Raw genomic sequence first — 26,241 nt, forward strand, 5'->3', positions numbered from 1 at the left:
ATGCCCCCGAATTGAAATTATTTTATTGTTTTTTTGATAAGTTCCGACATTGCTGCCTGAGCCTTGGCTCGACCTTCAAGATCGAGGCTAACGTAAACTTTTGCCGTGAATGAAGTGCTTTCGTGTCCCAGTATATCGCTCAGATACGGTAGTGGAACACCACATTTCACCGCTTGCGATGCGTAAGTATGACGCAAACAGTGAGGGTGAAAGTCCGTAATGCCGATGCTTTCAGCAACTGCTTTGAGCTTCTTCCTTACGGTACCAGGGTCGAGGTAGTGACCGAGCTCGTTGGATACAAGCCATGGATTCTCCTCGTATATACCGTATGACTGACTAGCCAGCTCCTTTTGCCACTGAATATGTGTAAGCAACTTATTAGCTACATCCGGCAGCAGTGGTACTTGTCTCCGTCCCTTTGCAGTCTTGGTCTCTTGAATTCGAAGTATAGTCTTCGGCTCTCCAACCTTAGCCTCGAAGTTGGTCACCCTGTTGAGTGACTTAGTAATACTGAGATAATATATCCCTCTATCGCAGCACACGTCATTATGCTGCAAAGCGCAGCATTCACCGAGTCGCAAACCGCAGAAAAGCATAAGTATCAATGCTATTTGGAGCGAATCTCCTTGCATTGCGTCAGCGAATCTGATTATTTCTTCTTCTGTAAGTACACGAATCTCTGGTGTAATGACATGAGGTAACTGTATGTAGTCAGCTGGATTATGGTATATGAGTTGACGTCCTACCGCGTGCTCCAACGCCTTGTGTATCATATTTAACATATTGCGTATAGTCTTCGCGCTGAGGGCTTGGGGTGATGCATCCAAGTGTCCACACTTTTGAAGATAAGAAATGAAGTTTTGAAGATCATCAGCTGTCAAGTTTTTGAGTTTGATGTCCTTAACCTTGTGACGCTGAACATGCCTCAGGTAGCCGTTATAATTCATTCTCGTGCTGTCTTTGATAGCAACAGAGCCGAACTTATCGAACCACTGCTCGAGGTATTCCCCAAATTGCTGGTCGGAGCACAGCACCGGTTTTCCGGCGCTGATTTCCGATTTGTTTTTAGAAAGCCATTCGTCGGCCTCCTTACGGGTGTGAAACTGGCGGTATATCCGCTTCTTAGTTCCGTCAGGTAAAGGAACATAGAGTGCGGCGCACCATTTGCCGTTGACAAGTTTATACTTCGTACCCTCGCCGTTTGCTGCTTTAGCCATTGAGTCCACATTCCTTTTTAGGATTTAAGCTACCAGAAGTGTTTTGAGTCAGCCAATCATCAAGAGCGTTGGATGGATACAAAATTCTGCGACCGACTCTTATGTGCGGTATCTTGCCGTATCGTGTCAGCTTTCGTACAAATGATAAAGAGAGCCCTGTTTTTAAGGAAACTTCTACGGCAGAGAGACACAGATCACTTTTTTTCATACTATCATTGCCTCCTGTTCTGTTTAAGATGTTTTTGCCACGCGCGACTTGGAATGACCTCCACTATAGAGGGCTTAACCATTCCAAAATTATTATAAAGGAAAATAACAAGGATTAAAATTCAAAATCATCGAATTATAAGCGAATATTAAGTTAAATGAATTTCGACTATAAAACGTCGAAAAAATAAGGAGAAAATAGTGAAGACAAGAAGAATAATATTTTTTGACTTAATAAAGTCTATATTTGAAAAAGGAAATGTTAGATTTAGCGGTAATATGATTGTAACAAATGGCAATCAAGTTAGTGAAACAAAGTTTAATATTTCTGCTCAACAAAAGTTTACTAAAATTTTTGTCGCAGCGTATTCTGGAATGAAAATTGTAAGTAATAGTAAGCCAGAAAATGAAAAAACTATTGAGCTATATAAACTTATTCAGAATAGTAATATCTATTTTCAGTCTTTAGAGATTGATATAGATGAAAAACGTTTGAATTCTATATCTGATAAAGTTAAAGCAAAAATGTTTTGCCATGCGATTACAAAAAAAATATTACCATTTGTTTTTGACGGCAATGATCCAGATGAAGATGCAGAGAATGAATTTGAACTAGTGGTTAGATCATTAAAGCTTTATTTTGATAGCTTTGAGCTTGGATATATGGTTCATGAATATGCAAGAGCTAAAGATGTTGAAACAATCAATGATAGTAAATATATGCGGTACATAAATCAAAAGAAAGATCTTTATGCAGTTCCGATAGATAGAGGCGTAGTTATAAACATGATAATTGTATCAATACATATTGCAGCTATTAGTATTGCTAAAAAGCTGGATGACGAGGAACGTTATACTTTGAAAAGCTTGATAGGAGCTTATCAAAAGTATCCTTTTAAAGATGATGAGCTATTTATTGATCCATTTGAAATCCGTATTGATTCTTCAAATAAAGCTAATGTAAGATATGACCGAGATTCATATTTTCCATTGTCTCCCATAGTTATACGACCACAATATTTCATACCAAAGTGTTTTTATTATATTACACCAATCAATGATTCCATAATTAATGAGTATAAAATAGAGTATGGAAAAGAATATGAAAAGTATGGGCCTTATAATTTTACTCATGATGATCTTGATAGACTACTTCATATACGTGCTGCTGAAGACTATCGTATGAAGCACCGTAGAGAAATCTCTGAGTATTATGAGCAGGTATTGAAGTACGTGGAGGATGTTATTCACCGTATTACTACAGCTAATTACAGTAATATTATTCGCAAGGATAGTAGTGATGTTAAAGCTTGTCAAGAACTGACTAAGCACTTTAATATAGATTATGAAAAGATTCTTAGTTATATCGAAGAAGATGATTGTGTATTAAAATGTTATGAATTGATAGAGTGTGAATTAAAATCTTTTATTTCGTCTTTTGAAAGATGCATACCTAAGTTAAGTGAAGATTTGTGTATTTTTCTTCCTGATAATATTAAGCAACACTATGCTTTTATAGGAAATGAACTAAAATCTGCAAATCTAAGTGATGCGATTAAGCTTAGGGATAAGATAATAAACGATTCAACTGTAAATTTCAAGAATATTAAGAAATCAAATATGCAGGAAAACATTGGAAATAATGAGAATGTCGATTTCAATTTAAAATCTAAAAATAGCGTAGATTTGGAAACCACACGTAGGTATTTGAAATTAGCTGAAGAAATAAGTAATAGTAAAGAGAACTTATATAGAAGAATATTCGATGTATTAAATAAATACTATGATAACATTGAAAACACTATAAAAGAGTAATTTGAGTGGTTATCATTGATATGTGTGTCCAAGTGTCCACAAATAGCCTCCTATATAATAGAAAAAACTCGCCCATGAAGGGCGAGCAGTAAATCATTATTTTAAGAAATTACGTAGATTAGCTATATGTTCAGCTTGAAGCTGATCCGTGACATGTGCATACAAATCAAGGCTTATCTGAATAGAACTATGTCCGAGCAGTCGACTGAGTGTTTTTATATCCATACCACTCTCCAGACTGCGTGTAGCAAATGTGTGCCTTATTCCGTGAAAATTGATAACACGAATATTATGACGTATCAGCAGATTTCTGAATAAGTCACCGAAGTTACTTGGATCAATAGGTAGTCCATTTGGAGTAATGAATACTAGTCCCAGATCAGGAAGGCCTTTTTCTTTTATCGTCTTAGTCTGCTCCTCATGGTATGCTGAAAGCTTTTCAGCAATCTCAGGCAGCAGTGGTATAGTTCGGACTGAGTAAGTGGTTTTAGGCGTGCCTATTTCAAGAATAGTTTTAAATTGTCCGTTCCTATCTGGGTTTTTGATGCGGTTAAGGCTTTGAGTAATACGTATGTAGCTTTCTCCGTTAAGATCAATATGCACATTTTTCCAGGGGAGTCCTAACAATTCTCCCTTACGCAAGCCTGTATAGAGATCAAGCAATACAGCCATACCTATGCGTTCACCATCAAGGTGCTTTTGTAGTTCTTTTTGCTCTTCGACAGTAAAGTATAGACGTTCAATTTTCACCGATCTTGGTGGAGATACAAGATCAGCTATATTACGTGGAATATATCCAAGCTTATAGGCTCTATCAAGTCCAGTATGAATCATTGCATGGAAGTTTCTCATCGTTTTAGGGCTCAAACCACCTTTTCCATCAAGCCTACCGTTCTTGAATTTTTCCTGATAAAAGGTTTGTAATCGCAATGGTGTTAGTTCGCATAGTTTGATGTTACCGATTGTTGGTTTAATATGCTTTTCAATATAAGTTTCATAGTTAATTAGACTGGACGGTTTTAATGCTCCTTCACAGTAAGTATCGTACCACAACCGCATCCATTCATAAAAAGTTGTCTTGCAGGGCTCAGTGTAGTTATAATCGCGAAGATCTGCCAAAGTTTTATTGACCTTTTCTGTTACTTCGTGTTTTGTTTTGCCATAGAAGTATTTTCGTTTAGGAACTCCATGGTCACAGTATAGAGTTACAACTCCACGCCAGCGTCCATTTTTATCCTTGTAGATGCTTCCTTCACCGTTACCGTTTTTTACCATCAGTAGTCACCTCTCTAGATATAGGTGTAAGTTTATTATAAAGCCTGTGGTAGCATGACCGAGATATACCAAGCTCTCGCATAGCTTCTGCAGGCTTCCTATTTCCGCAGCGTACTTCCGCCAGCACTTCACGCCAGTTTTCAGGTAAAAGCTTTGACGGAGGTCCAAAGCGGACGTTTTCCTTTTTGGCTGCTTCGATGCCTTCGCGCTCTGTGTCCTTACCCGATGCCTTGTCGGTGATAATGTTCTGCTCAGGTACTCCAAACTTAGTCAGAGCTTCGAGTTGACGATCTTCGTTCTGCTCACGGGTAGAGACACGAGCATATCCATATATACGGTTGGCCATTTTACCTCCTAACTGTTCCAAAAAGTGGTGGAGACTTTCGGAACATTTCAAAAGTCAAAATACCACTTTTTGGAACGCTTTTTTAGTCGTTTTTCGGGTGTATCATAAAGTGTACTTTTTGAAACTTCAAAATACACCCCCATAGCAACTCTCATAGATGTCTTCACCGCATATGTATTTCACGTCTTTGAGTGCTTCCTGGAGCAGGCTTTGATCAGCAAGCATATCTTCTATCTCATCGCAGGTATAACCGTAATCAAGAAGTAACTCAACGTCCGAGCTATCAACTCCATAACAACCGCAGTATGCAAGTAAGATTTCCTCATGCATGTTGTAATAAGGAGAATCATCATAATCATACCAGCTCACATATTTTGAACGGTAAATTTTAGGCTCGAAGTGTGATCTTGTGATTTTACCGTTCCTGTCAATATGAAGAATATCACCCTCGTCCGTATTGATACATTTGCTCTCGAACTTATGTAAGCCCAGTTGCTTCAAAGCTTTCTTCATAATGCTTTCAGTGCTTGCATATACATACAGCCCGATTGTCTCGAAGTGGAGCAGGTACATCGGATTGCTGCCTTTTATAATGTATAAGGAGTTATACTGATCCAATACTGTGAAGGTGAAGTTACCCTCAACTGTCTCAGCCATATACTTTAAGCTGTCAAAATCTAACTTTCCCTGTTTCTCTATTAGTTGTACGCCTATGTAGCTGTCGGTGTCAATATATGAAGTAGGAATAGTTCCGTCTTTACGAAGATCTTTGTCATTCCAAAGAACGCCATTATGGGCAAAGGCGAACTCTTTGTCAGCATGACCTGCGAAGGGATGATTGTTGTAATTCTGCTTCTTATCGCCCTGAGTAGCAAGCCGAGTATGCCCCATGATGGCTTTTGTACCGTCAGGAGCGTTGAAGTGTATCTTATGCGCTACCTTCGGTCTTTTGAAGATAGTGACTTTGCCGTCTTTCACATAGCTGATACCAGCTGCATCAGTACCTCGTTCTTCAGCAGCATTTGCCAGTGCCTGAGTGAGTTTCCTCAATACCCTATACGGGACGATTCCTTTATAATCAAGCCAGCCAAACAATGCACACATAATTATTCTGCCTCCTTATCAAGAACATCAATAATCTTTGTATATTCTTTAGCATTTAAACTATCCTTCACTACATCACTTATCATATCAACAAATACTGTTCCGGCTATCAACAATGCTATCTTCAGTATCTCTGCGGCAGGACTTCCTGCCGGTATAGTTTTTATCAAATCTGTAAGTTTCATTTAAATATCCTCCTCTGTATTGATATCATCGTTTACGTAAAGCTTACGCTCTTTTAAGTATTGTATAAGCTCTGGCTGCTTTATTGTGTCCACAAAGTCACTCCATGACATATTTGACAATCCTTCGTCTGTATGAGTAATAGCAATATCACATATAGCATCAACCAGTTCCAATACAGCAATAAGCGTATTATGCTTCAAAGTGCCTCTGAACAAACGGAACTCAATAGTTGCATAATTCATAAGGTTTACAGCAGCATATCTGCCGTTATTTCCTTTCTTAGCTTTGTCCAGTATCTCACGACCTGTCTTCTCAAAACCATATCGAGCTGCCCAACGGTTCATGCTGTATTCTGTACGGCGACTGAATTTCAGCATCTCATTCCAGTGATGTTCAATGAAGTACAGTATACGACTGATAACTTCGTCTTGTGTATCACGATTTTCTCCGAAGCAGTTTCTGTTTACATGAACATGAAGTCCGCAGGTACTTGTCTGATGACTTCGATATCCAAGATATATTGCCTTTTTCATGATATCATCCCAACAATAGTTCTTGTGATATTCAAGAGACATAGGGTGAGATACAAGTTCCATTCCGTCATCTAAAGAGCCGTCACCTTTGATGTAGATATGCTCATTATCTTTATTTGCAATAGCAAGTATCTCGTCTGCATTGTCACTATCTTTACCTGCTCCGTCTATCTCAAGTTCTACGCCGAAATATCTGGAACTATCGCCATAGAAGATAGGCTCTGGCTTATACCCGTAGTCATGGATACTGCGGCATTTGTCCACTTCATCATGATAACAATCGCTGCAATAATCATAACCGTCCAGATGATAAGCATCATCTTCGTGAAGGAGCGTATCACAGCAAGAACAGCGAGTATAGTGGTTGTGATAGCAGTTGCTGCATAGAGTTGTATAGTCATCTCCATATGATTCGTTTGTCCAGATTATTCGTCCGCATCTGTCGCAGGTAGTAGTATGGTTTTCAACACAGTCTGCGCAGACTATATCGCCGTCAATAGTTTCATAATCCTCATCTTCGCCTATAACTGCTCCACAATGCGAGCAATACATGACGTTATTGTTTTCTTCCATTGTTTATAACCTCCGAATAATGAAAAGAGCCAGCCCACGAAGGGCTGGCATAAGTTTTAATATTCACTTGCAAGTAGCATGGTACTATGATCATCGTCATCAATGATATACAGCTTCTCTGTGATAGGTGTATCCGACGGTATCATGTACACCTTTCGATATTCGGGTTCTTCTGAGATGTGAACAATTGACTGCATCGAGCCTAACGGACTAAGCTCAAAGACTTGGAGATAGTCCTTTGGAGCAGGCATATGTTCTACACATTCCCACAGGAACAGCTGCAATTCTAATGGGATAGTACTGTCTACACCGCATGTCAGATATCGTTCGTTATTGAACATTGCTTATTTCTCCTTCCTTATAATAAATTGGTGACAAAAGTCTTGTCATCATAATAATATATATATTGAAAGAGAAAAAATACGGAGCAGGCTATAAACTGAGAAAAAAATAAAAGCTTTTATTATGATAATAATTATTATCATAATAATTATATACATATAGAAAATCAAAATAATAGGAATTTACTCTTGACTATGCTATTTGTAGCTCATATAATATAGAAAAAGGGCACTAAAAAACATATGCACTTCTTTATTACCGTCAATTACGGACGGCAATGATGTTTAAATAACGGATTAATGCAGTAATAATCATTGTATTACTGTCTAAAAAGGAGAATTATGATAATAAATACAGGAATGAGGACTGATATCCCTGCGTTTTACTCTGAGTGGTTCATGAACAGGATACGTGAGGGATATGTTCTGGTACGAAATCCATATCGTCAGGACTGGATCACGCGATATGAGCTAAATCCTGATGTTGTAGACTGCATAGCCTTCTGTACTAAAAATCCTGCTCCGATGCTAAAGCATATAGATGAGCTACAGCGTTTTAATCAATACTGGTTCGTGACAATAACTCCATATGGAAAGGACGTTGAACCGAACGTTCCATCGAAGGAACAAGTTATGCAGGATTTTATTGCACTTTCGAAGAATGTAGGTGTTAACTGTATTGGTTGGAGATATGATCCCATATTTATTGATAGCACATATACCATTGAACGTCATATTTCGGACTTTCAGAATATGTGTAATACACTTTCTGGTTATACTAGAGTATGTGTTATCAGCTTCATTGACTTGTATGAGAAAGTCCTCCGCAATTTTCCTCAGGTCAGAACTGTCACTCCACAGGAACGAATAGCTATCGGAAAGGCTTTTGCAGAGATAGGACAGCGTTATGGTATAACGATAAAAAGCTGTGCTGAAGGAAATGATCTTGCTGAATACGGTGTAGACTGTAATGGCTGTATGACCAAAGAGACATTTGAGGCTGCAATTGGTTACTCCCTCAATATACCAAAAAAGAAATCACAGCGTACTGAATGTAGCTGCGTTCTTGGCACGGATATTGGTGCATATGATACCTGTGGACATTTCTGTCGATATTGTTATGCTAATTCAAACAGGGAAAATGTAATACGAAACAATCGAATTCATAATCCATCTTCACAGTTTATTGTCGGTGAACTTCATGAAGGTGAAGTTATTCATCAGGCAAAACAGATAAGCTGGATAGACGGACAGCTGTCGTTTTTTGAATAGTTATTTTATCCTCTCAGTATCGAGAGGATATTTTTTTGAGAAATTGTACTATGCAGTAAGAATGTATGACAAATCGACTTAAATACCTGCAATAAATAATTATATAAATATATTATATAATATATTTCCTTTGTATTATTCTATAATCAATATTTATTATATTATATATACCTATAGATGCAATGTATTCAGTTGGTTTGTAACAATTCTAAATCAATACTAACTGGAGGAATAACCAATGAAATCAAGAACGACAGCAAAGACTATCAGAATTCCCAACGACATCTATGCTGATATCGAGAGGGAAGCAGCCAAAAAAGATACTTCTTTCTCGAAGGAAGCGATTGATCGTTTAAGACACGTTGACAACAGTCTTACACCCGATATTCTGGCAACAATACAAACAATCATTAACAAATCACTTGAAGGCGTGAAGACAGGTTCTTGTAAACCAATCAAAGAAGCACAGGAGGAGGCAAATAAATTATGGAAAAACAAATTATCAAAGTGATAACTCACGCAGGAGCTAACAAAGAATATATCAGAAACGCTATGCATTATATTGATAATGAGGATAGTGTTGGAGTAAGGGGATATGGAGTTGTAGAAAGAGATCCTGACACAGCCGCAATGCAAATGAGCTCTACGGCTAAGTATTATGGCAATGAAGGAAAGAATCAAATGATTCATTACATGATATCATTAACCAGAGATACTGCACCAAATGCTGAAACTGCTATGGAAATAACTGATAGAGCATTAGAGCCGTTTAAAGGAAAAAATCAGTTTCTTACTGGAGGTCACAGAAAAAAGACGAAACAATCAGAATATCATACTCACACTTGCATTTGTACCACGAACTACGAGACAGGAAAAATGCTTCATTCTACAAACAAAATCAATTATCAGATCGCTCAACGTGTTGCTGATATAACTCAAAAAACAACTGTACTGATCATTGAAACCCAAAAGGATATAGAAGAAGAAAAGTACTCTCAAAGTGATAATGCTGATAGTGAATATTACAATGCAAAGAAAAAAGTATTTAAACGTTACTTTTATCCGAGAAAGAATAGCATAACAGATCAAGAATTTATCAATAAATAAGAAAGTAATTTGGCAATGATTGAATACATATCATTGCCAAGCAGCTTTTCATTAAATTAGTGGAATCTTTTATCATAATAACTAACATCATTTTTATAATTTATTGTCTTATATTCTGAATTTGAGTTACAAAAGGTTTTTATGTAAACATCTACAATATGTATATTTTGATGCTTAGATACAGCGCGTAGGGCGTATTATAAGAAAAAATATACAAATGGTAGTGCACTTATTTATGGATTGTTACAAATTCTTCTTCAGCAAAGCAATATTAACAAATTATTCTCATATATGTGCAAATAAAATGTTATTATAATAATATAAAGAAGAATTCTTTATATTATTAAATTATATTTGTAAAAGTAATAAAAAACATGCTTCGAAAAAGGGGATGAAAATATGAAATTTAATAAGCTATTAGCTGGTTTTACTGCTTGCATATGTATGATTGGAAGCATAAGCAATACCTTTACGAAAAACACATTAATTTTAGTTGGTTCAGCTGATGATAGTTCTAATACCACCAAAGTGTGGAGCGGAAATTATGATACTTCGTGGTATGACAATACAAAAACAGAATTTCAAATAAATACAGCAGAACAGCTTGCAGGTCTTGTGAATTTAAATATATCTGGTGACACATTTAAAAACAAAACTTTTTACCTCCAAAATAACTTTAGTTTCAGCAATTATAGCTTAAACTCAATGGATACTTTTGAAGGAATTATCAACGGAATGAATCATTCTATATCAGGATTAAAAAATCCATTTATAAAAAAGAATAGCGGTACTATCGAAAAAATATCGTTCAATTCGAACATAACCTCCCAGGATTCATCCAAAACTCCATTAATTGGAATAATAGCAAACGAAAGTAATGGAAATATGTTCAATTGTAATGTCAGCGGCTATATCACATGCAATACTCCTGCATCTCAAAATGGCATGAGTTACCCGTATGATAACATATATATCGGTGGAATATGTGGTAAACAAACTGGAGGAATGCTTTTAAACTGTAGCTCTTCCGTTAATATAACACGTTCTACAGATCGCCATTTCTCAGCTATGTATGTGGGAGGAATATGCGGTTATTCGTCAAGTGCCACTATAAGAGAATGTACATATACAAATGGAAGTATTAATGCAACTGCGACTCCACTTCAATCTAAAACCGTCGTATATACGAGTAATGTTGAAACTATAGACAGCGTAAATAAAAAAATATATTATGAATGCTATCTACGCTATGACAACGTTGATTCAAAACTATATGTTGGAGGTATATGTGGTAATGCTCAAATTGTGAATTTTTATTCTTGTAAAAATTCTGGAACTATTATTTGCAAAAATAAAATAAAAGAAGGAGCAACCCCTTCGATAAATTATGAAACAGGAGAAACTATTTCAACATATACTAATAATTACGGCAATACATACTATAATCTAAAAAAATGTTATCGCTTAAACACCGCTAATAAAGGTAAACCAACAGTAACTGTTGAAACCAATGTAGGCTGTATATGCGGAAGTACATCATCTTCAAATTTTTATGGATGTTCTAATTCAGGAACAGTAACATCAAATAACAGTAATTCGACACAAATATGCGGATATAAAGATCAATTCACCAAAATAGAAGAAAAAGATCCATTAAAAATAACAACTACTACAACCAAAATAACAACCACTTCAACAGTAACTAGTAAGAAAACTACAACAACATCAAAACCAACCACGACAACTAGTAAGAAAACTACAACAACATCAAAACCAACCACGACAACTAGTAAGAAAACTACGACAACATCAAAATCAACCACGACAACTAGCAAGAAAACTACGACAACATCAACAACTACAATTACATCAAAAATATCAACAACTTCAACACTGCCGCCTCTCGAACTTGAAGAAAACAGTATTTCTCTTACGGTAGGAGAACAGTTTGCTATTACCGCAAATCAATCTAACTTGACTTATGAGTCAAGTGATAAGAGCATTGCAACAGTTTCTAAATCAGGAGTAATAACTGCAAGAACTATCGGCAGCGCAATGATTTTCGTATCAAATAGTGATGATGATACTGTTATCCTCAGGGTAACTGTATCAAAAGGAAAGAATAATGTCGAGTTTGACGAAGGAACAGGTATATTGACACTCAAAGGAGCTATAACTGTTGATGATATAAAACCATATAGAAACAATAACAAAGTCAAGAAAGTTGTTACCGAAAAAACAACAATATTCCCTGAAAACAGTAAAGGCCTATTTTCTTCACTTTCCGCCGAAACATTTGAACTTGAAAATGCAGATACATCACAGGTAACGGATATGAGCGATATGTTCCTATACTGTACTAAAGTGAAAACATTAGATCTAAGAAGTTTTGATACTTCAAACGTTACTAAAATGGCAGAAATGTTTGATAACTGCAACAACCTTTCATCAGTATATCTTAGCAGCTTCAATACTTCAAAAGTAACAAATATGTGTAGTATGTTCATTAACTGTCCGATGATTTCATCAATTAATATCAGTAATTTTGATACTTCAAATGTTACAAATATGAAGCAAATGTTCTTTGGATGCGATAAACTTATTAATCTTGATCTAAGCAAATTCGATACTTCGAATGTTAACAATATGAACAGTATGTTTGCTCAATGCTATAGTCTTACATCACTTGATCTGAAAAACTTTAATACTTCACGAGTAACTGATATGGGAAGTATGTTTGCAAACTGTAATCACCTAACTTCATTGAATATCAACAGCTTTGATACATCAAATGTTATAAATATGGAGACAATGTTTTATAATTGCAGTAACCTTACTTCATTAGACCTAACAAGTTTTAATATTTCATCATTAATAAATGCAGATAGAATGTTCAACTTCTGTTCAGATCTCAAAAAGATAATAGTATCTAACAAATGGAAGATTACATCGAAAATTGTTAATACTGTTTTATTTAATGGCTGCAATTCATTAATTGGTGGAAATGGAACAAAGTATAACCCTGAAATAATCAATACTCAATATGCATGCGTTGACGAAAAAGGTAGCCCAGGTTATTTTACAGCATCAGCTGACTATGTTTCAACTATAATGTTTTTTGGCGATGCAAATTGCGATGACGAAGTTGATCTGTCAGATGCAGTACTGATTATGCAATCAATTGCCAATCCAAATAAATATGGATATGGCGGAACATCACCCAGTGCTATAACACAGAAAGGAATGCTACAGGCAGATGTCGATATATCGACTAAAGGCCTTACAGGAAATGATGCATTGAAAATACAAAAATATCTTCTCAAAATAATAAATACTCTTGATCCTAATCAATAATAATTACAAATATTCCGTCCATTGGACGGAATATTTGCGCTATTAAAGTAAGATAAGCAGCGGATCATACAATGTCACTCTGGACAATAATGTGTCTCAGGGAAATATAGTGTTCAATACCCTTAAAATTACCTTCGCTAACGGTAAATGGCTGTGAAACTATCCTCAGGGATTGACTGTAAAAATAAAGGCTGTATATACAGTGGACGATCAGTTCTTATTAGGTGACGTAAATGGAGATAAACAGATTAATGCTGTTGACGTATTATCTGTTCTTGCTTATTACGCGCTTATATTCACAGATAAGGACGGCGATTATAATCAGCAGCAGAAAAAGCCAGCCGATGTGAATAATGACGGTGCAATAAATGCGGTTGATGTGTCAAATATTCTAGCATACTATGCTTATGTATCGACAACAAAAGAAAATGTTGCAGCATTAGAAGAATACATAAAAACAAAATAATAGTCATATCATAATCCGATAAAGACTGTAATTAAATGCATATATTTACTATGCCGCCTTCGTGGCGGCATTCGTTTTGGAAAAACATATTAAAGATTCATATAATAATAAAAAAGAAACAGGAGGGTGATCCCTCCTGTTATTTTTATATTTTAGGCTCAAGTCCTGGGAGATAATCAATAAGTTCTATACCGTAATTCTCAGCTACAGTATTTCCAAGCTCTATTGAAGCTATATCACCTATAAGATTCGGGGTATGTGCGTCTATGCCGATAATAGCTGTATTTACTACTTCATGAGCTATTCTAAGAAGCCTGTCAGACGGATAATGAAGTCCATTTTTGAGTCCTATAAGGTTGATTTCTATTGGAAGCTCATGCTCCTTGAAATACTTGCATAATCGCGTGTACTGTTCTACCCTTGTGGATTCTTCACCAGCATAATATAATAGATCAGGGTGGGCTACATACTTATATCGTCCTGAGTCCATACCTTCGATAATCAGGTCTATGTATCGCGTAAACTGTTTCAAGCTGTTTGTGCCGTGTCCATTATAGTGGGAATTGTATTCAGGCTCGTTATAATGCTGACCGAGGATCATATAATCAACAGGATAACCTGATAGCAACTGATCCTGCTTCTCCATGAGCTCAGGAATATATTCAGATTCAAAGCCTATGTATATAGTAATATCCTTTTCATATTCTTTTTTGAGCGAGAGAAGCGATGAGAAATAATCATCAAGATCTGACGGCTGCATTCTTATAGGAGATTCATAATCATTGTCATATACCCAAGGACAATGATCTGAGAAACCGAGCACCTTTAACCCGCTTGCAATAGCCTGTTCTATAAACTCTCTATCTGTACCTTTACCGTGCTTACAACGATATGTATGCGTATGATAATTCGCTTTCATACTATTCTTCCTTTCATATAATTTTATTAATGAAATTGCTTCATAAGAATAATATATATATCAAGAATTCAAATAATCATATATATTCTAACACGACCATATTCTTTTTTCAAACAAATCAAAAAGCAAATTTATGATATCAATTTAGTATTCGCTTGTGAAAGACGGTATGATCTACCTTGGTTCTCTTCCGTCAGATGAATTGATGTATATGGATTCTCAAAATGTTAGTGAAACAATATGCAATATTATAGCATATTCATTGATAAGAAATGAATATAAGGTGAGTTTGAAATCTAAAAATAGCTCTTCTTCAAAATGAAATCAATCCTAAGTATTGGTTGTTGAAGGCCGTTAAGACGACGATCCCATTCGATGATATATACATTATCGAACTGCTGGGCAAGGATGTCCTATTTTGAAAATTAGTAAGAATTATTATGGCCTCTTCGTCATTGGGGAATCTCCGTTTCTTATTGACTTTTGCGCTTAGATGTGATATAATCAAGGTGTAAAACTCAAAAGTGATATGTATTTGCGTTTTGCACAGTGGATTATTCATATACATACTCAATGCATATTTGATTCAGAGTGTTCAATAATACTCACTACAGGCAGTAAGGAGATGAGATATATGTCAAGGAAAACGTTAAAAGCCTTATTCCATATGGGAGCTAAAGAGTATAAGACAGAGTACGATAACAGATATAATGATGCTGATACTATTCACCTATCTGTAAATATCGGAGAGAATGCTGCATTCATTTGTCAGACCCCTGAGATATACAAACAGATAATATCGATTGAGCGTTTGGATAAAGGTGTTGAATCATTGACCAATACACTGCCTCAGCTTGTAATATCTCAGTTCACATCCAAATGTCTTATTGATGAAATACTCCTGACCAACAACATAGAAGGTGTTCACAGTACCAGAAAAGAGATCGGTGAAATTCTTCAGGATCTATCAACTCGTGATAAACGCAACAGGTTCGTTGGTCTTGTTGCTAAGTATGCAGCTCTTGAAGATGATCACACAATGTCTTTTAAGTCCTGTCAGGATATACGCAAGGTCTATGACGATATCTTCTATGAAGAGATAAAGGCAACTGATCCTGATAATCTGCCTGATGGTGAATTGTTCCGTCGTTCAGGTGTCGAAGTTCAGTCAGCTACTCAGAAGGTTATCCATAAAGGAATATCGCCCGAAAGTAAGATAATCGATTCAATGAACCAGAGTCTGAATGTGCTGAATGATGATGATATCGACATTTTCATCAGAATATCGGTATTTCATTACCTGTTCGGGTACATTCATCCATTCTATGACGGAAACGGTAGAACGAGTCGTTTCATCAGCAGCTATCTTCTTTCAAGACAACTCAATCCTCTGATAGGATTCAGATTATCATATACGATAAAAGAAAACATATCCAAGTACTATAAGGCTTTTGAAGTATGTAATGATCCGCATAACAAGGCAGAACTAACGCCGTTTGTGGAGATGTTTTTGAATTTAGTTGAGATATCGTTACAACAGTTGCTGGAGACTCTTGAAGATAAGAAGTTTAAGTGGGATTACTATTGCCAGCGTATCGTTAGCTTACCAAATGCTGAAAAGACTGATATCTCTCATATGTACGAACTGCTTATCCAGGCAGCTCTCTTCTCCAATATCGGTATCTCTCGTGAAGAGCTTCTTAATGAGTTGCAATTGTCAGAGAACACTGTGCGAAGCAGGTTAAAGCTTATTCCTGCTAATTTGCTTATTGAAAACCGCCAGAGAGGTAGGAAGTATTATCTTCTTGACCTTGATGCGGCTGATAAAATTTTTGAAGATTCATAATGAAAGCACCGCCTTCTGTGGCGGTGTTCTTTTACGTATATTTTGATAACAGAATAAATCATTTGAGATTTGTAATAATAAATGGAACTGCATCTATCATTTTCCTTTCACTGTCCCATGACAGTTTTCCAAAAAATGATAAGGAGTTGAAATGACCTCTTGAACCTAATATGAATGCGTTATTACTCTCTGCTCTTCGGCGATGTACAGGCAACTTATGATCTGTATTATTGAAGTAATACTTGTTGAAATAAATGTAAACCGTTATCTCCTCGTAGCCATATCTGAAACGTGTACCGACTCCATCAGGATTCCATGCGAAATACAAGTAACGAAGCTTAGATACACTAAATGAAGCATATATAGGCTGTTTGCTTTTTTTCACGGCATTTAAAATCTCTTCCTGAGTATGGTAAAGCATATTCTGCTTTGATAAATGCCTTTCGATTTCTATCTTGAAATCTACCACTGAATGACTGTTTTCCGGCTGATAACCGTCAAGAAGTGTGTCAGGAAGCTTAAGTTTTTCAATGTTCTTTTTTATTACATCTGCATCTGCAGCAAAATAGTATTTATTATCGTAATAGCGTCTCTGCCTTTCTATGGCATCGTACACTTTGTGATATACGACTTGGTTAGGATAGTAATTATAATTCGAAAAAATCGAAATGCCAGTGTGATAGAAGTATTCCAGAATAGCCGCAGCACAGCCTGCGCTTCTGCTCTGACCGTATTCGCACTGACAGATGATATCCTTACCGCTATTGTAGGCTTTTACAATGAACATAGCCATATCATCTGCCTCTGGGAAATAAATATCGTATGTATATCCCTTGCGTTTGAGAACCTCAAGATCAAGATCCTCAAGCTCGCTATAGAATACGTTCTTGCACACTCCGCTGTAATCCACATGGGTATAGTCCTTGTCGATACGCTTAATAGCAGGATCGTAGAAGCTGATTACAACAGTATTAGCTGGAAATGATCCTTCTGCTATAATACGCTCGATTACTTCTCTTGAATATACAGTTACGGTCATCGAAACCCTCCATATTTTCTCTACAAAGCCCTCGATTGATTATCTATATTTTCAATTTAAATCAGCTTGTTAATATACGCAGTTGTGATTTCTGCAAAATCTCCCCAGAAAACACGACTAAACAAACGTTTTTTAAGTCCATCATGTGCTTCTTTCTGTGAGAAGGTCATCATGAAACGCTTGCTAGATTCGTAAAACGCATTGAAAAGAAGTATAAGCTCGTCCTGCGTTTTCTCCTTTCCTGCAAGTTCCTGTATATCATCTACAAGAAGAACATCTGCCTGCAAATATTTCTCACGGAACTTCTCTGCTGAACCGCCATTGCTGATTATATTTGTAAGAGAGGAAACCATATCCGTTGTTGTTGTAAGAATCACATTAAGCTCATACGCATTCTGCTCAATCGCATTTTTAACAGCATATAGCAGATGAGTCTTGCCTGTTGCTGTGCCGCCGAATATTGCAAGCGGCTTTGAGTCAGCATTTTCGGCAAACTGCTTCGCTTTATCAAAAGCTTGGCTGTTTGTTTTGTTGACCTCAAAGCTGTCAAATGTGAATCTGCTGCCCTTCTTATTTTCCTGCATAATTCGACCTCCTTATCAATAATCCCTTATTGTGTATACAGGATGGCCTGTTCCATATCCCTGAAAAACCTGATTGTTCTTAATTGTATAGACTGGATGCCCTGTACCATAGCCATGATATAACTGATTACCTCTTATTGTAAAAACTGGATGTTCCGTTCCAGAACCTTGGTATATTTGATTTCCACTAATTGTGTAGACAGGACGTCCAGTACCATAGCACTGATAGACCTCATTTCCGTTAATCGTGTAAACAGGATGACCAGTTCCATAACCTTCGTATACTCTCATAACAAACCTCCGTTCCGTGCACAGCACATATATGGCGTTGTTGGCTTATCAGCATTTATATAAAAAACTGACCTTTATGCAGAAATTCCACTGCATATCCCAGTGCATCACCGGCTACCCCGCCTATGAGGCAGCCGAAGAATTTAACGTTATTGCGCATTTGTCTCTTCTAAAGCAGACAGATTTTGTGTGTTACTTCGTATTTTTGTCAATGTTGTTTATAAACTTATCGACATAGAAGCCTTCGTACCTGTCGGAGACAGTTACTAAATTAACATCTATTTTTTGGCAGAATCGACTATAGGCATCTATGTACTCGCCGTAGTCCTTTTTATCTTTATAGGAATAATTCTCCTTTAAGTATATTGCGTTTATGCTGTCGTAAATCGGAAACATATTTGGATAACAATGATGACAATACTTCGAAGCAAATGATAGGAGAAATCGTCCTCTTGTTTTAGCAGCCTTTGCTAAATCGATAACAAGAGCTGCTGCAACATCTATATCTTTGGTTCCTATTCTTGATTGAAAACTCTTGCTAGCTATGAAGGCTGCAAGTTCTCTGCTCTCGTCTGCCAATTCTGATTTTCCAAAAGACAAGTGTGTGGAATACTTTGAGTTTATTGTTTTTATCTGTTGCAATGCTGTCTCACAATCTACTTTTATTTTGAAGCTGTCTAGAAAATCCAACTCGCTCTTGAACCAAGGGAAAGCTTCGTTGTTGGTTTTGAGATCCTTTTTGAACTGCTCGTAGCCTTTTTTTGAAACCTCGTAATTTAACATAAACATACCTCCCGAAAAACAAATGTGTGTTTTAAGTTGTGATTTATAATCTGCCAGCCTGAAACCGAACTTCCGCTGACAAAAAAGTTTTTATTACAGTTCCCACACCTGTTATCATTCATCAATTAAAGTCAGAAACATTGAACACTGACCTAAACCAATAACTGATAATAATAACTATAAACTATAACACTGAACATGAACATTAACCGTTCATATTCAAAAGGCAAGTGTAAGAACTGTAAACGGAAAACACTTTAGATGTCTATCTCAAATTCTACGGTACTGTTAATGAGATCGAGTGCTGTCTGAGCCTTGGCAAGCATATCGGACAGTTCGATATAACGCTTGTTGGCTTCCTCTATATCGTAATTGGTATATTGGTAATCGAGAATCGCACTGTTACCGGAATAGCCTGAACTTACGCGGACTTTGGGCATAGCGTCCCTCATTCCGCTAAGTAAAGAGCACTGTTTGTTGAGTTGCGGAAGAAATACGAGCATCTCGTCGATGGTCATATCAAATTCTGGAACAACAGTTGTTGTGTTGAATATATTTAATGCGTGCTTGAGTTTGCGTATCTTCCTCTCAACTTCTGCCTGAGCATCACGCATTTCCTTGAAGTTATACTTTGGACGAACAGATTCGATGTCCTCCTGAAGCGCAGCAACAAAGGTCTTTGTTTTTCCCTCACGAACCTGTAATGTACGCAGTTCGTCGTTAAGCTGACGCAGCATCTTCGCTGCTTTTGCGGATGTAATTAACATAAGTATTTCCTCCTTGAAAATAGCCTTATTATACTTATTAACTGAAGGCGGTTACTTCAGCGCTCCGTATTTTACAAATGCAGAGCATCCTCCGTTCGCCTGTTTTGTCTGTCCCCGATATCCTGAATTTTGATTCTGACATTTCCCTGTATCCATAGGGCTTATGACCTCTAACCTCGACCCCCAACGGTCACAAACAATTCTTATTCCTGACCAGCAGGCACAAGTCGCACAGTATTTCGCATCGCAAGTGTACTGATACATATACTTACCTCCTGACTTAAAAACAGCTCAATGAATACGTTTTTCTTCTGTGATTATATTATATCACAGGGCATAGGTCAAAACCGCTCTATGTCGTATATGCCATTAGCACTTTACCACTTCGCTATGGAAACGTATAAAGTCTGAAACGTCAAAAGAAGGTATCTCGTTATAAAGCTCAAGCATAAGACGGATAATTGCTACCGATTTCGCTTGAGTGTTGATGCTCCTTTGAGGATTGAATTCGATATCCGTAAAATGAGTATACCCTTTGATTTTTTCGATTTCTTCGGGAAGGAGTGTTTGTTTAACGGCATTGATATAAATATAGTCGTAGAAAACGGTTTTGGGCTCAAGCGGAAAATCTATACCAGAATAATTGAAACCCAAAAGAGCTCCTGAAATATAAAGTCTATCGTCTCTTTTTGATTCTTTGGGACTAACGTCCAACAAATCACGATATGGACCTCCGTTTGAAAAAACTTTTGAACTCTGGAAAATATTCTCTAATGTGTATCCGTTAAGCTTAAGATTGAAAGCACTCAGCTTAACGCCAAGGTCAATTATCCCCTTTGTACTTATTTCCAGAGGAGTTGCTTTCTTATTGGCTGTTTTTACTGCATTATGCAGTGCGACAATGGATCTTTGCTTCTGAGCCAAAGAAAAGCCTGCGAACCATTGAAACTCGTACTCGTTTTTGATGACCTTACCGTTTGATGTAGAATAAACTGGTCTTATCGCCATAAACTATACCTCCTGTCTAAAATTAGACAATGAATATGTGTTTTTCTCTTCTGTAATTATATTATATCATAGAGGATGGGGCGTTTCCGCCCCAACACCAGTTAAACAACTTCCCATGCGAGTTCCTGTATCTTGTAGATCATTTCCTCGCAAACATCATCTATCTCCTTGCTATTGCTATGCTTGGAAAGCGCTAAAGAACAAGATTTACCTGTTGTGAGGCAACTAAGGATAATTACTATGTGATTGCACTTGTTCTCATATTGTACTTTGATATCCCTGTTATGAAGAGTTAAGTATCGATCCACAAACACATCACTGTTCCAAATTAAGCTCGGATTTGAAAAAGGATGTCTTAATCGATTTAGCCCATTCTCTGTCTGCCTGCCTACTAACGCTTCTCTGATAAGATCATGCTCTCTTACGGAATCTGTAATACTAAAATTGATGATCTTTGGTTCTAAGGTCATGTCCTGTATCAAGCTGATAAGATACTCAGTATCATCATCTGTCTGGTCAACAATCGTTGAGATGTTAAATCCTGTGTCAAGGCAGTAAAGATTTACACAGATCCATCCGTTATCCTCCCACATACCATGAGGATAAAAGTATACATTGATTTGACGATCATGAAGTTTGAATATAAAGCTTTCTTCGCCTGCTCCTTTCCAACGCTCCTCAATGGTATCCTCATAGCAACGACAATACTTTTCTACAAGTATATCCCATAACTCACTATATTCTTCTTTAGATTCGATCGCTTCTATATTGAAAATTTCCAGTTCCTCGACATCAAGTGCGAGCCAAAGTATCATTCTTATCAGTTTTTCTGTATTTTGAGCTGAGCCGTCATAGCATCCGCTCACACTTCTCATAATGTTTGGGCAATACATTTCGACTGAAATTAAATCATTACAGTCAAAAAAAGCAATTTCTATTTGACGACAGTTGTGTTCTATTCTGTTTTTTTCGGTACCCTCAACTCGGAACTCGACATAAGCCTCGAAGAATTTCTGACATACCTCTACCCATGCCGGTCTTGTATAATAATCCATATGTTACCTCCTGAAAGAAAGTCATGGTTTTGGTTTTCTTCATTATACTACTCAAAAATTTGAAACCCGAAGATTCAGAGGGGTGAATAGAAAAATCTCCTTTTTACACAGATTGACAGTACTCAAAATGTGCAGAATGTATATGTGCTCTGTGAAGTGCCTATGTTTTTACTGTGATTATATTATATCAAAGGAGGATGAGTATAAATGAACTTGTGCCTGCATGGTATAATAATTATTTTCGTGCTTTTTCTATTTCATATTATAGCAAAGGACATAGGGCGTTACTGCCTTATGTCCTATAGCCTAATTATAATATCAATTTTTATTCTGTTGCTCACGGATAAACTCATTTATGATATGAGCACACTTTTGATAAGACTCTGAATCTAGAATCTTGATTATTTCACGAATAGTCGCCTTTGCCGCTTCTTCGGAAGAAAAGTCAGGAGTTATCGACTCATGAAATTTAGAATTGTCTGACGCAAGAATAGCTCCTTCTTTTTCACCAATAAAGCTATAACCCTGCGCTTCAAAGCATTCTCTTGCCTTACGATATAATTCTTCATGACCTTTTTTGGTTTCCAAATGAATAGGTATATTGATTTTTGATACATTTGTTATTGGTAGTCCTCTTTTCCAATTCAATTCAAAATGGAAACTGATATTAGACCATTCATCAGCAGAAATAATACTCCAAAATTCGTTTTTATAGTTTCCAAATTCTAAATTATTGAGGAAACGATATTTTCCATTTGACAACGCTTCCAACTGGTGAGCAATCCACATATCCTCATAGTATCTTGTCATATCTTCTGATAAAAAAGTTGTACTCATAATTTTCCTCCTTATTATTATATCACATCGTATGTGACATTATTGACTTACTTATTTTTCGTACTTGCTGAGAGCATTTCTTAGTGTTTCGGCTATTTGTTCACGCAAGTTTTTAGGTGAAAGTACCTCTACTGCGTCTGCAAATTGTATTGCCCAGTGTAGCATTGAGGCTTCGCTTGCTTCAACGTGAACTATCATCATATCGTCAGGCAGCGTTTCAATCCTGTTATTCGTGCCAAAACTATCCGCAACATCGTTCATCATATACTGTTTGCATTGAAATGTGATATGTACGGGAGTACCGCTCCACAGATTCGGATGCGTTTTTATGTAATCGGAAAGCCTGATACCTGCCGAAAAGCCTTTCAACGTTCTCAGTTGAGTTGCAGGCTCATCGTTCTTGGTGCAGTCCTTGATACGATCAATACGGAAATGTGTAAGATCATCGTGCTCCGGAAGATTACATATCAGATACGAGTGGCCGTTCCTGGATACTATCTGATATGGATTGACGTTATAAAGCTTCTTTTTACCGCTACTGTCAAGTTTATATTTCAGCTTACCATCTATCCCGCAATCACAGTAGTGGAAGGATGCTTGTTTTCCGTCTGCGATAGCACTTCCAATGTTTTCGAGTGTAATATAAATCTCTCTGTTTATTACCTTATCGCAAATCTCCATATCTGTATTCTTGATAGTAGAGAGAAAAAACTTGCTTGATAAGCCTTCAAGACGACCTATTAGGCTGAGGCGTTCTTTCTGTGAAATTCCGTCAGAAGCAAGCACATTGTCGATAAGCAGACGCAATTCTCCATCCATAAACTCATGAACATAATACCAATCTGTCAATATCACTTCGCTTTTTCCGTTTTTACCTTTACGGATTATAGTATCATTTTCATGTTCGCTGCCACGATATCTTATGGGAAAACCAAATTCGATCAACTTTGAAAGATTGCGTTTAACGGTCTTTTGAGCGACATTCATTCCATATTCTGATTCTATAAGATCTTGTATCTGCTGTTGAGAGAGTCTGTGATCAATGTCTGAGTGCTTTTGTAAAATATGAAGAATGTCAAGTATAATCAATTTCGGTGGTTGACTACCTGCCATAATAAGAAACCTCCTGTTCAGATATTTAATGAATTAAATGCGAGATGAAAAGGATAGCCTTATATACTAAATTAAATTTCATCGTCATGGTATTTATCATATAAGACAATTATAACATTTTAATTCGATGCATTAAAGGATATTTTGTTAACAATATACCAGATTTGCTGTTTTGTGGTAATGTACAAGTGTATGTCATTAATGTTGTATATAATGAATATAAAGTGTCTTCCTGTAATGTGAAGATCAGTTGTTTGATACTATATCCTATACTGTGAAAGAAGATACTGTAACTGATGATGTGTATATATGTATCCTCAGTATAACTATAAAGAATTCCGCCCATGACGGGCGGAATTTCATTTTATATGATTTCTAATTGTATCTTGCTGCCGCCCCATTCAACGACTGTAAAACCTGTTCGCTCAAAGGTCGATAACTGCTGCGGTTCGATATCAATTGCCTCATCCAACGGAACATATGCCATAAATACACGCAGTAAGCTGTCAGGTGCAGGTGTTATGTTCAGTTTGGCAGAATCAGTATAGGCATCGCTCTGGAAAGAAATGAGATTATACCTGTTATGCTCCATTAAAGGCAGCCAGTATACTATGAACTCGTTCATTTCATCTTCGGTCAGTCCCATATATGAGAGCTTTTCCTTGAGGAAACTCTCTGTATCGCTGCCTGCGACGCAGAAGCCCTTCGAGAAGTCGAATCTTGTACGGCAGTTTACTGCGTCCCAGAACAAATACTTATGATGTGTACCATCAACCTTGTTCAGGAGTGTGCCGTTAGGATATGCTGTTACGTCCCAGCCGTTGTTGTACCTTGGGTAGGTCGTATAAAGGTCTGAAGAAGTCAGTTCAAGCTCAACGTGAACGTCGGTCTCTTTCTCGGGGTAGAGATAGATGACTGGCTTATCCATGTATACCTCGTAAACGATCGTCGGAGTTTTGCCATCGTCTTCTACTGTTCTGATCCAGCCATATTGACCGCAGTATTCGGTAAATATCCATTTATCGTTATTATCCTGATATCCTAATTCTGAGAGATGAGTACCTTTATAAATAATTGCTACATTCTCATAGCTCTCATCCGGGCCAAGATATAATCTTAGACAATCTGTAACAGTACGTATTGGTCCGCCGAAACTGCGCTGATCAGGTTCTAAATATTCTGTAGCATTCCGATTTATGAGTTCTTTTCGCATCATTATTAAGTCAAATATATCTATCTTGTTATCACGGCAGAAATCAACTGCTCTCCAGTTGAAAAGTGTGATATCTGATGCAGAAAGAAGCCACTTTTGCATTATCAAAGCATCTGAAACAGTGAGACAGCCGTCTCCGTTGACATCACCGTTCGGTACCCATTCCAGTTTGCATGACAGTTCGACCTTGTTGTTCCCTTCATTTACGACTTCAAACTCAGGTTCGCAATAGCCGCCTCCGGCCATATCAGATATGATGTAATAATAGCTGTCGGGATCGTATACGTTTATATCATCGACTGTACAGGGGTTTGACGTTATACCATAATACTCTGTTTTACCGCTTGCAGTGACCTTCATAATGCGGAACGCATCATCACATTCAGGAATACCGATCAGTTCACCCGTATCCTTATCATACAGAGTGATAGTTGTTGAATATGATGTGGTCTTTTTACGGCTTTTTAGTTTTATTACAACATCGGCAGTTCCATTGTCGTATTTTGTGACGGTCATATAATCTTCAGGGATTATTCTGCCATTTTCATATCTCGGATGAGGATCGGCCGTTTCAGGGATCAAATATCCTTTTGGCGGATCACTCAATCCGAATGAAAAATTATCTGCGTCAAGGTGAAAACCTGTGCTCTTGTCAATTGCCGGATTTGTATAAAGCCAGAATGGCTGACGGTTCATAATGCACTCGCCTTCAGGTGTGTCATAGCTTACATTTGTCCATATATAAGGAGCGTCATCTTCGGGAACAGAAATAGGCTTGCCGGTATCATAGTCAACAAGTGTATATCTCATATTTCCCTTAAGCAGTACGGTCTGTGCATCATCTATAACCACACAGTCGGCAAGTAATGTCTTTTCTATTGCAGTGGGTGAATTGGAAATAAAGTAATTTTCGGTATAGTCATACGCTATCTTTGCATACCCGTCTTTTTCAGCCTGAAATACCCGGATCTCATGTTTTGTACCGCCGTC

Annotated in this window: 26 protein-coding genes; 7 read left to right on the forward strand and 19 right to left on the reverse strand. The window is 37.1% G+C overall.

Translation table 11 applies throughout. The features are described 5' to 3' along the window. Positions 1–17 precede the first annotated feature (17 nt). Both BLW60_RS04965 and BLW60_RS04970 read right to left on the reverse strand, forming a co-directional pair. On the reverse strand, positions 18–1,217 hold the full coding sequence (locus BLW60_RS04965) for a tyrosine-type recombinase/integrase (RefSeq protein ID WP_074714785.1): 1,200 nt from the start codon (positions 1,215–1,217) through the stop codon (positions 18–20). Continuing rightward, complete coding sequence (locus BLW60_RS04970; RefSeq protein WP_074714787.1) at positions 1,210–1,425, reverse strand: helix-turn-helix domain-containing protein; 216 nt, start codon at positions 1,423–1,425, stop codon at positions 1,210–1,212. Before BLW60_RS04970 ends, BLW60_RS04965 begins: the two co-directional genes overlap by 8 nt. 200 nt (positions 1,426–1,625) lie before the next feature. Here BLW60_RS04970 and BLW60_RS04975 point away from each other — a divergent pair, with 200 nt between their 5' ends. Then, the gene (locus tag BLW60_RS04975) at positions 1,626–3,239 is read left to right on the forward strand and encodes a hypothetical protein (protein ID WP_074714790.1); all 1,614 of its coding nucleotides are present in this window, start codon (positions 1,626–1,628) and stop codon (positions 3,237–3,239) included. 96 nt (positions 3,240–3,335) lie between these two features. Here the strand turns inward: BLW60_RS04975 and BLW60_RS04980 are convergent, their stop codons facing one another. The 6 genes from BLW60_RS04980 to BLW60_RS05005 all read right to left on the reverse strand — a co-directional run bounded on the left by BLW60_RS04980 (position 3,336) and on the right by BLW60_RS05005 (position 7,597). Next, positions 3,336–4,514, reverse strand: coding sequence for a site-specific integrase (locus BLW60_RS04980; RefSeq protein ID WP_074714793.1), 1,179 nt, complete (start codon positions 4,512–4,514; stop codon positions 3,336–3,338). Beyond that, a complete protein-coding gene (locus BLW60_RS17325) occupies positions 4,498–4,860 on the reverse strand; it encodes a recombinase family protein (RefSeq protein WP_074714796.1) in 363 nt (120 codons plus the stop codon). The genes BLW60_RS04980 and BLW60_RS17325 overlap by 17 nt, the downstream gene beginning before the upstream one ends. Before the next feature lie 126 nt (positions 4,861–4,986). Next, positions 4,987–5,964, reverse strand: coding sequence for a class II glutamine amidotransferase (locus tag BLW60_RS04990; RefSeq protein WP_074714799.1), 978 nt, complete (start codon positions 5,962–5,964; stop codon positions 4,987–4,989). 2 nt (positions 5,965–5,966) lie between these two features. Then, positions 5,967–6,149, reverse strand: a complete 183-nt coding sequence (locus BLW60_RS04995) for a hypothetical protein (protein WP_074714801.1) — start codon at positions 6,147–6,149, stop codon at positions 5,967–5,969. Beyond that, positions 6,150–7,256 carry an amidoligase family protein gene (locus BLW60_RS05000; protein ID WP_074714803.1) on the reverse strand — a complete coding sequence of 369 codons (1,107 nt, stop codon included), beginning with the start codon at positions 7,254–7,256 and terminating at the stop codon, positions 6,150–6,152. Between the two features lie 56 nt (positions 7,257–7,312). Then, positions 7,313–7,597 carry a DUF960 domain-containing protein gene (locus BLW60_RS05005; RefSeq protein ID WP_074714805.1) on the reverse strand — a complete coding sequence of 95 codons (285 nt, stop codon included), beginning with the start codon at positions 7,595–7,597 and terminating at the stop codon, positions 7,313–7,315. A 342-nt stretch (positions 7,598–7,939) separates the two neighbouring features. Here BLW60_RS05005 and BLW60_RS05010 point away from each other — a divergent pair, with 342 nt between their 5' ends. From BLW60_RS05010 to BLW60_RS05030, 5 genes are all read left to right on the forward strand, one after another. Continuing rightward, on the forward strand, positions 7,940–8,869 hold the full coding sequence (locus tag BLW60_RS05010) for a DUF1848 domain-containing protein (RefSeq protein WP_074714808.1): 930 nt from the start codon (positions 7,940–7,942) through the stop codon (positions 8,867–8,869). 238 nt (positions 8,870–9,107) lie between these two features. Beyond that, positions 9,108–9,380 carry a hypothetical protein gene (locus BLW60_RS05015; RefSeq protein ID WP_074714811.1) on the forward strand — a complete coding sequence of 91 codons (273 nt, stop codon included), beginning with the start codon at positions 9,108–9,110 and terminating at the stop codon, positions 9,378–9,380. Further along, a complete protein-coding gene (locus BLW60_RS05020; RefSeq protein WP_074714814.1) occupies positions 9,356–9,976 on the forward strand; it encodes a relaxase/mobilization nuclease domain-containing protein in 621 nt (206 codons plus the stop codon). Before BLW60_RS05015 ends, BLW60_RS05020 begins: the two co-directional genes overlap by 25 nt. A 399-nt stretch (positions 9,977–10,375) precedes the next feature. Then, entirely contained in the window at positions 10,376–13,330 is a 2,955-nt protein-coding gene (locus BLW60_RS16205) for a BspA family leucine-rich repeat surface protein (RefSeq protein WP_081348124.1), read from the forward strand. 172 nt (positions 13,331–13,502) lie between these two features. Next, the gene (locus BLW60_RS05030; protein ID WP_175460887.1) at positions 13,503–13,796 is read left to right on the forward strand and encodes a dockerin type I domain-containing protein; all 294 of its coding nucleotides are present in this window, start codon (positions 13,503–13,505) and stop codon (positions 13,794–13,796) included. A 145-nt stretch (positions 13,797–13,941) separates the two neighbouring features. Here the strand turns inward: BLW60_RS05030 and BLW60_RS05035 are convergent, their stop codons facing one another. Further along, positions 13,942–14,715, reverse strand: coding sequence for a histidinol-phosphatase (locus BLW60_RS05035; RefSeq protein WP_072949718.1), 774 nt, complete (start codon positions 14,713–14,715; stop codon positions 13,942–13,944). A gap of 634 nt (positions 14,716–15,349) precedes the next feature. Between BLW60_RS05035 and BLW60_RS05040 the strand changes: the two genes are divergently transcribed. After that, positions 15,350–16,561, forward strand: coding sequence for a Fic family protein (locus tag BLW60_RS05040; protein WP_074714819.1), 1,212 nt, complete (start codon positions 15,350–15,352; stop codon positions 16,559–16,561). 58 nt (positions 16,562–16,619) lie between these two features. On the opposite strand, the gene BLW60_RS05045 is transcribed toward BLW60_RS05040, so the two are convergent. The 10 genes from BLW60_RS05045 to BLW60_RS16725 form a co-directional block, all read right to left on the reverse strand. Further along, positions 16,620–17,600, reverse strand: coding sequence for a hypothetical protein (locus tag BLW60_RS05045; protein WP_074714821.1), 981 nt, complete (start codon positions 17,598–17,600; stop codon positions 16,620–16,622). 56 nt (positions 17,601–17,656) lie between these two features. Next, entirely contained in the window at positions 17,657–18,184 is a 528-nt protein-coding gene (locus BLW60_RS05050; protein ID WP_074714824.1) for a DnaA/Hda family protein, read from the reverse strand. A 15-nt stretch (positions 18,185–18,199) separates the two neighbouring features. After that, positions 18,200–18,475 carry a hypothetical protein gene (locus BLW60_RS05055; protein WP_072949710.1) on the reverse strand — a complete coding sequence of 92 codons (276 nt, stop codon included), beginning with the start codon at positions 18,473–18,475 and terminating at the stop codon, positions 18,200–18,202. A 192-nt stretch (positions 18,476–18,667) separates the two neighbouring features. Continuing rightward, complete coding sequence (locus tag BLW60_RS05060; protein WP_074714827.1) at positions 18,668–19,258, reverse strand: hypothetical protein; 591 nt, start codon at positions 19,256–19,258, stop codon at positions 18,668–18,670. Between the two features lie 257 nt (positions 19,259–19,515). Continuing rightward, entirely contained in the window at positions 19,516–20,025 is a 510-nt protein-coding gene (locus BLW60_RS05065) for a hypothetical protein (RefSeq protein WP_072949707.1), read from the reverse strand. Between the two features lie 369 nt (positions 20,026–20,394). Continuing rightward, positions 20,395–21,033: a DarT1-associated NADAR antitoxin family protein gene (locus BLW60_RS05075; protein WP_074714832.1), complete on the reverse strand. Its 639-nt coding sequence runs from the start codon at positions 21,031–21,033 to the stop codon at positions 20,395–20,397. A 101-nt stretch (positions 21,034–21,134) separates the two neighbouring features. Next, the gene (locus tag BLW60_RS05080; RefSeq protein WP_072949701.1) at positions 21,135–22,088 is read right to left on the reverse strand and encodes a hypothetical protein; all 954 of its coding nucleotides are present in this window, start codon (positions 22,086–22,088) and stop codon (positions 21,135–21,137) included. 318 nt (positions 22,089–22,406) lie between these two features. Next, the gene (locus BLW60_RS05085; protein WP_072949700.1) at positions 22,407–22,925 is read right to left on the reverse strand and encodes a hypothetical protein; all 519 of its coding nucleotides are present in this window, start codon (positions 22,923–22,925) and stop codon (positions 22,407–22,409) included. A gap of 51 nt (positions 22,926–22,976) precedes the next feature. Continuing rightward, positions 22,977–23,912 carry a helix-turn-helix transcriptional regulator gene (locus tag BLW60_RS05090; RefSeq protein ID WP_207645909.1) on the reverse strand — a complete coding sequence of 312 codons (936 nt, stop codon included), beginning with the start codon at positions 23,910–23,912 and terminating at the stop codon, positions 22,977–22,979. Between the two features lie 490 nt (positions 23,913–24,402). Continuing rightward, positions 24,403–26,241 (reverse strand): dockerin type I repeat-containing protein (locus tag BLW60_RS16725; RefSeq protein ID WP_207645910.1); only part of this gene is annotated, 1,839 nt, incomplete at its 5' end.

The sequence above is a fragment of the Ruminococcus flavefaciens genome, assembly GCF_900108555.1.
GTDB lineage: Bacteria > Bacillota > Clostridia > Oscillospirales > Ruminococcaceae > Ruminococcus > Ruminococcus flavefaciens_P.

What these genes read in the sequence shown, in the direction of transcription:
- BLW60_RS05000 (WP_074714803.1), bottom strand. Translation starts at nt 7,256, where the DNA reads ATGGAAGAAAACAATAACGTCATGTATTGCTCGCATTGTGGAGCAGTT.
- BLW60_RS04970 (WP_074714787.1), bottom strand. Translation starts at nt 1,425, where the DNA reads ATGAAAAAAAGTGATCTGTGTCTCTCTGCCGTAGAAGTTTCCTTAAAA.
- BLW60_RS16205 (WP_081348124.1), top strand. Translation starts at nt 10,376, where the DNA reads ATGAAATTTAATAAGCTATTAGCTGGTTTTACTGCTTGCATATGTATG.
- BLW60_RS05065 (WP_072949707.1), bottom strand. Translation starts at nt 20,025, where the DNA reads ATGTTAATTACATCCGCAAAAGCAGCGAAGATGCTGCGTCAGCTTAAC.
- BLW60_RS04980 (WP_074714793.1), bottom strand. Translation starts at nt 4,514, where the DNA reads ATGGTAAAAAACGGTAACGGTGAAGGAAGCATCTACAAGGATAAAAAT.
- BLW60_RS05045 (WP_074714821.1), bottom strand. Translation starts at nt 17,600, where the DNA reads ATGACCGTAACTGTATATTCAAGAGAAGTAATCGAGCGTATTATAGCA.
- BLW60_RS04990 (WP_074714799.1), bottom strand. Translation starts at nt 5,964, where the DNA reads ATGTGTGCATTGTTTGGCTGGCTTGATTATAAAGGAATCGTCCCGTAT.
- BLW60_RS05005 (WP_074714805.1), bottom strand. Translation starts at nt 7,597, where the DNA reads ATGTTCAATAACGAACGATATCTGACATGCGGTGTAGACAGTACTATC.
- BLW60_RS05010 (WP_074714808.1), top strand. Translation starts at nt 7,940, where the DNA reads ATGATAATAAATACAGGAATGAGGACTGATATCCCTGCGTTTTACTCT.
- BLW60_RS05020 (WP_074714814.1), top strand. Translation starts at nt 9,356, where the DNA reads ATGGAAAAACAAATTATCAAAGTGATAACTCACGCAGGAGCTAACAAA.
- BLW60_RS05035 (WP_072949718.1), bottom strand. Translation starts at nt 14,715, where the DNA reads ATGAAAGCGAATTATCATACGCATACATATCGTTGTAAGCACGGTAAA.
- BLW60_RS05075 (WP_074714832.1), bottom strand. Translation starts at nt 21,033, where the DNA reads ATGGCGATAAGACCAGTTTATTCTACATCAAACGGTAAGGTCATCAAA.
- BLW60_RS05015 (WP_074714811.1), top strand. Translation starts at nt 9,108, where the DNA reads ATGAAATCAAGAACGACAGCAAAGACTATCAGAATTCCCAACGACATC.
- BLW60_RS04965 (WP_074714785.1), bottom strand. Translation starts at nt 1,217, where the DNA reads ATGGCTAAAGCAGCAAACGGCGAGGGTACGAAGTATAAACTTGTCAAC.
- BLW60_RS05040 (WP_074714819.1), top strand. Translation starts at nt 15,350, where the DNA reads ATGTCAAGGAAAACGTTAAAAGCCTTATTCCATATGGGAGCTAAAGAG.
- BLW60_RS05080 (WP_072949701.1), bottom strand. Translation starts at nt 22,088, where the DNA reads ATGGATTATTATACAAGACCGGCATGGGTAGAGGTATGTCAGAAATTC.
- BLW60_RS04995 (WP_074714801.1), bottom strand. Translation starts at nt 6,149, where the DNA reads ATGAAACTTACAGATTTGATAAAAACTATACCGGCAGGAAGTCCTGCC.
- BLW60_RS05090 (WP_207645909.1), bottom strand. Translation starts at nt 23,912, where the DNA reads ATGAATGTCGCTCAAAAGACCGTTAAACGCAATCTTTCAAAGTTGATC.
- BLW60_RS05050 (WP_074714824.1), bottom strand. Translation starts at nt 18,184, where the DNA reads ATGCAGGAAAATAAGAAGGGCAGCAGATTCACATTTGACAGCTTTGAG.
- BLW60_RS17325 (WP_074714796.1), bottom strand. Translation starts at nt 4,860, where the DNA reads ATGGCCAACCGTATATATGGATATGCTCGTGTCTCTACCCGTGAGCAG.
- BLW60_RS05055 (WP_072949710.1), bottom strand. Translation starts at nt 18,475, where the DNA reads ATGAGAGTATACGAAGGTTATGGAACTGGTCATCCTGTTTACACGATT.
- BLW60_RS05085 (WP_072949700.1), bottom strand. Translation starts at nt 22,925, where the DNA reads ATGAGTACAACTTTTTTATCAGAAGATATGACAAGATACTATGAGGAT.
- BLW60_RS05060 (WP_074714827.1), bottom strand. Translation starts at nt 19,258, where the DNA reads ATGTTAAATTACGAGGTTTCAAAAAAAGGCTACGAGCAGTTCAAAAAG.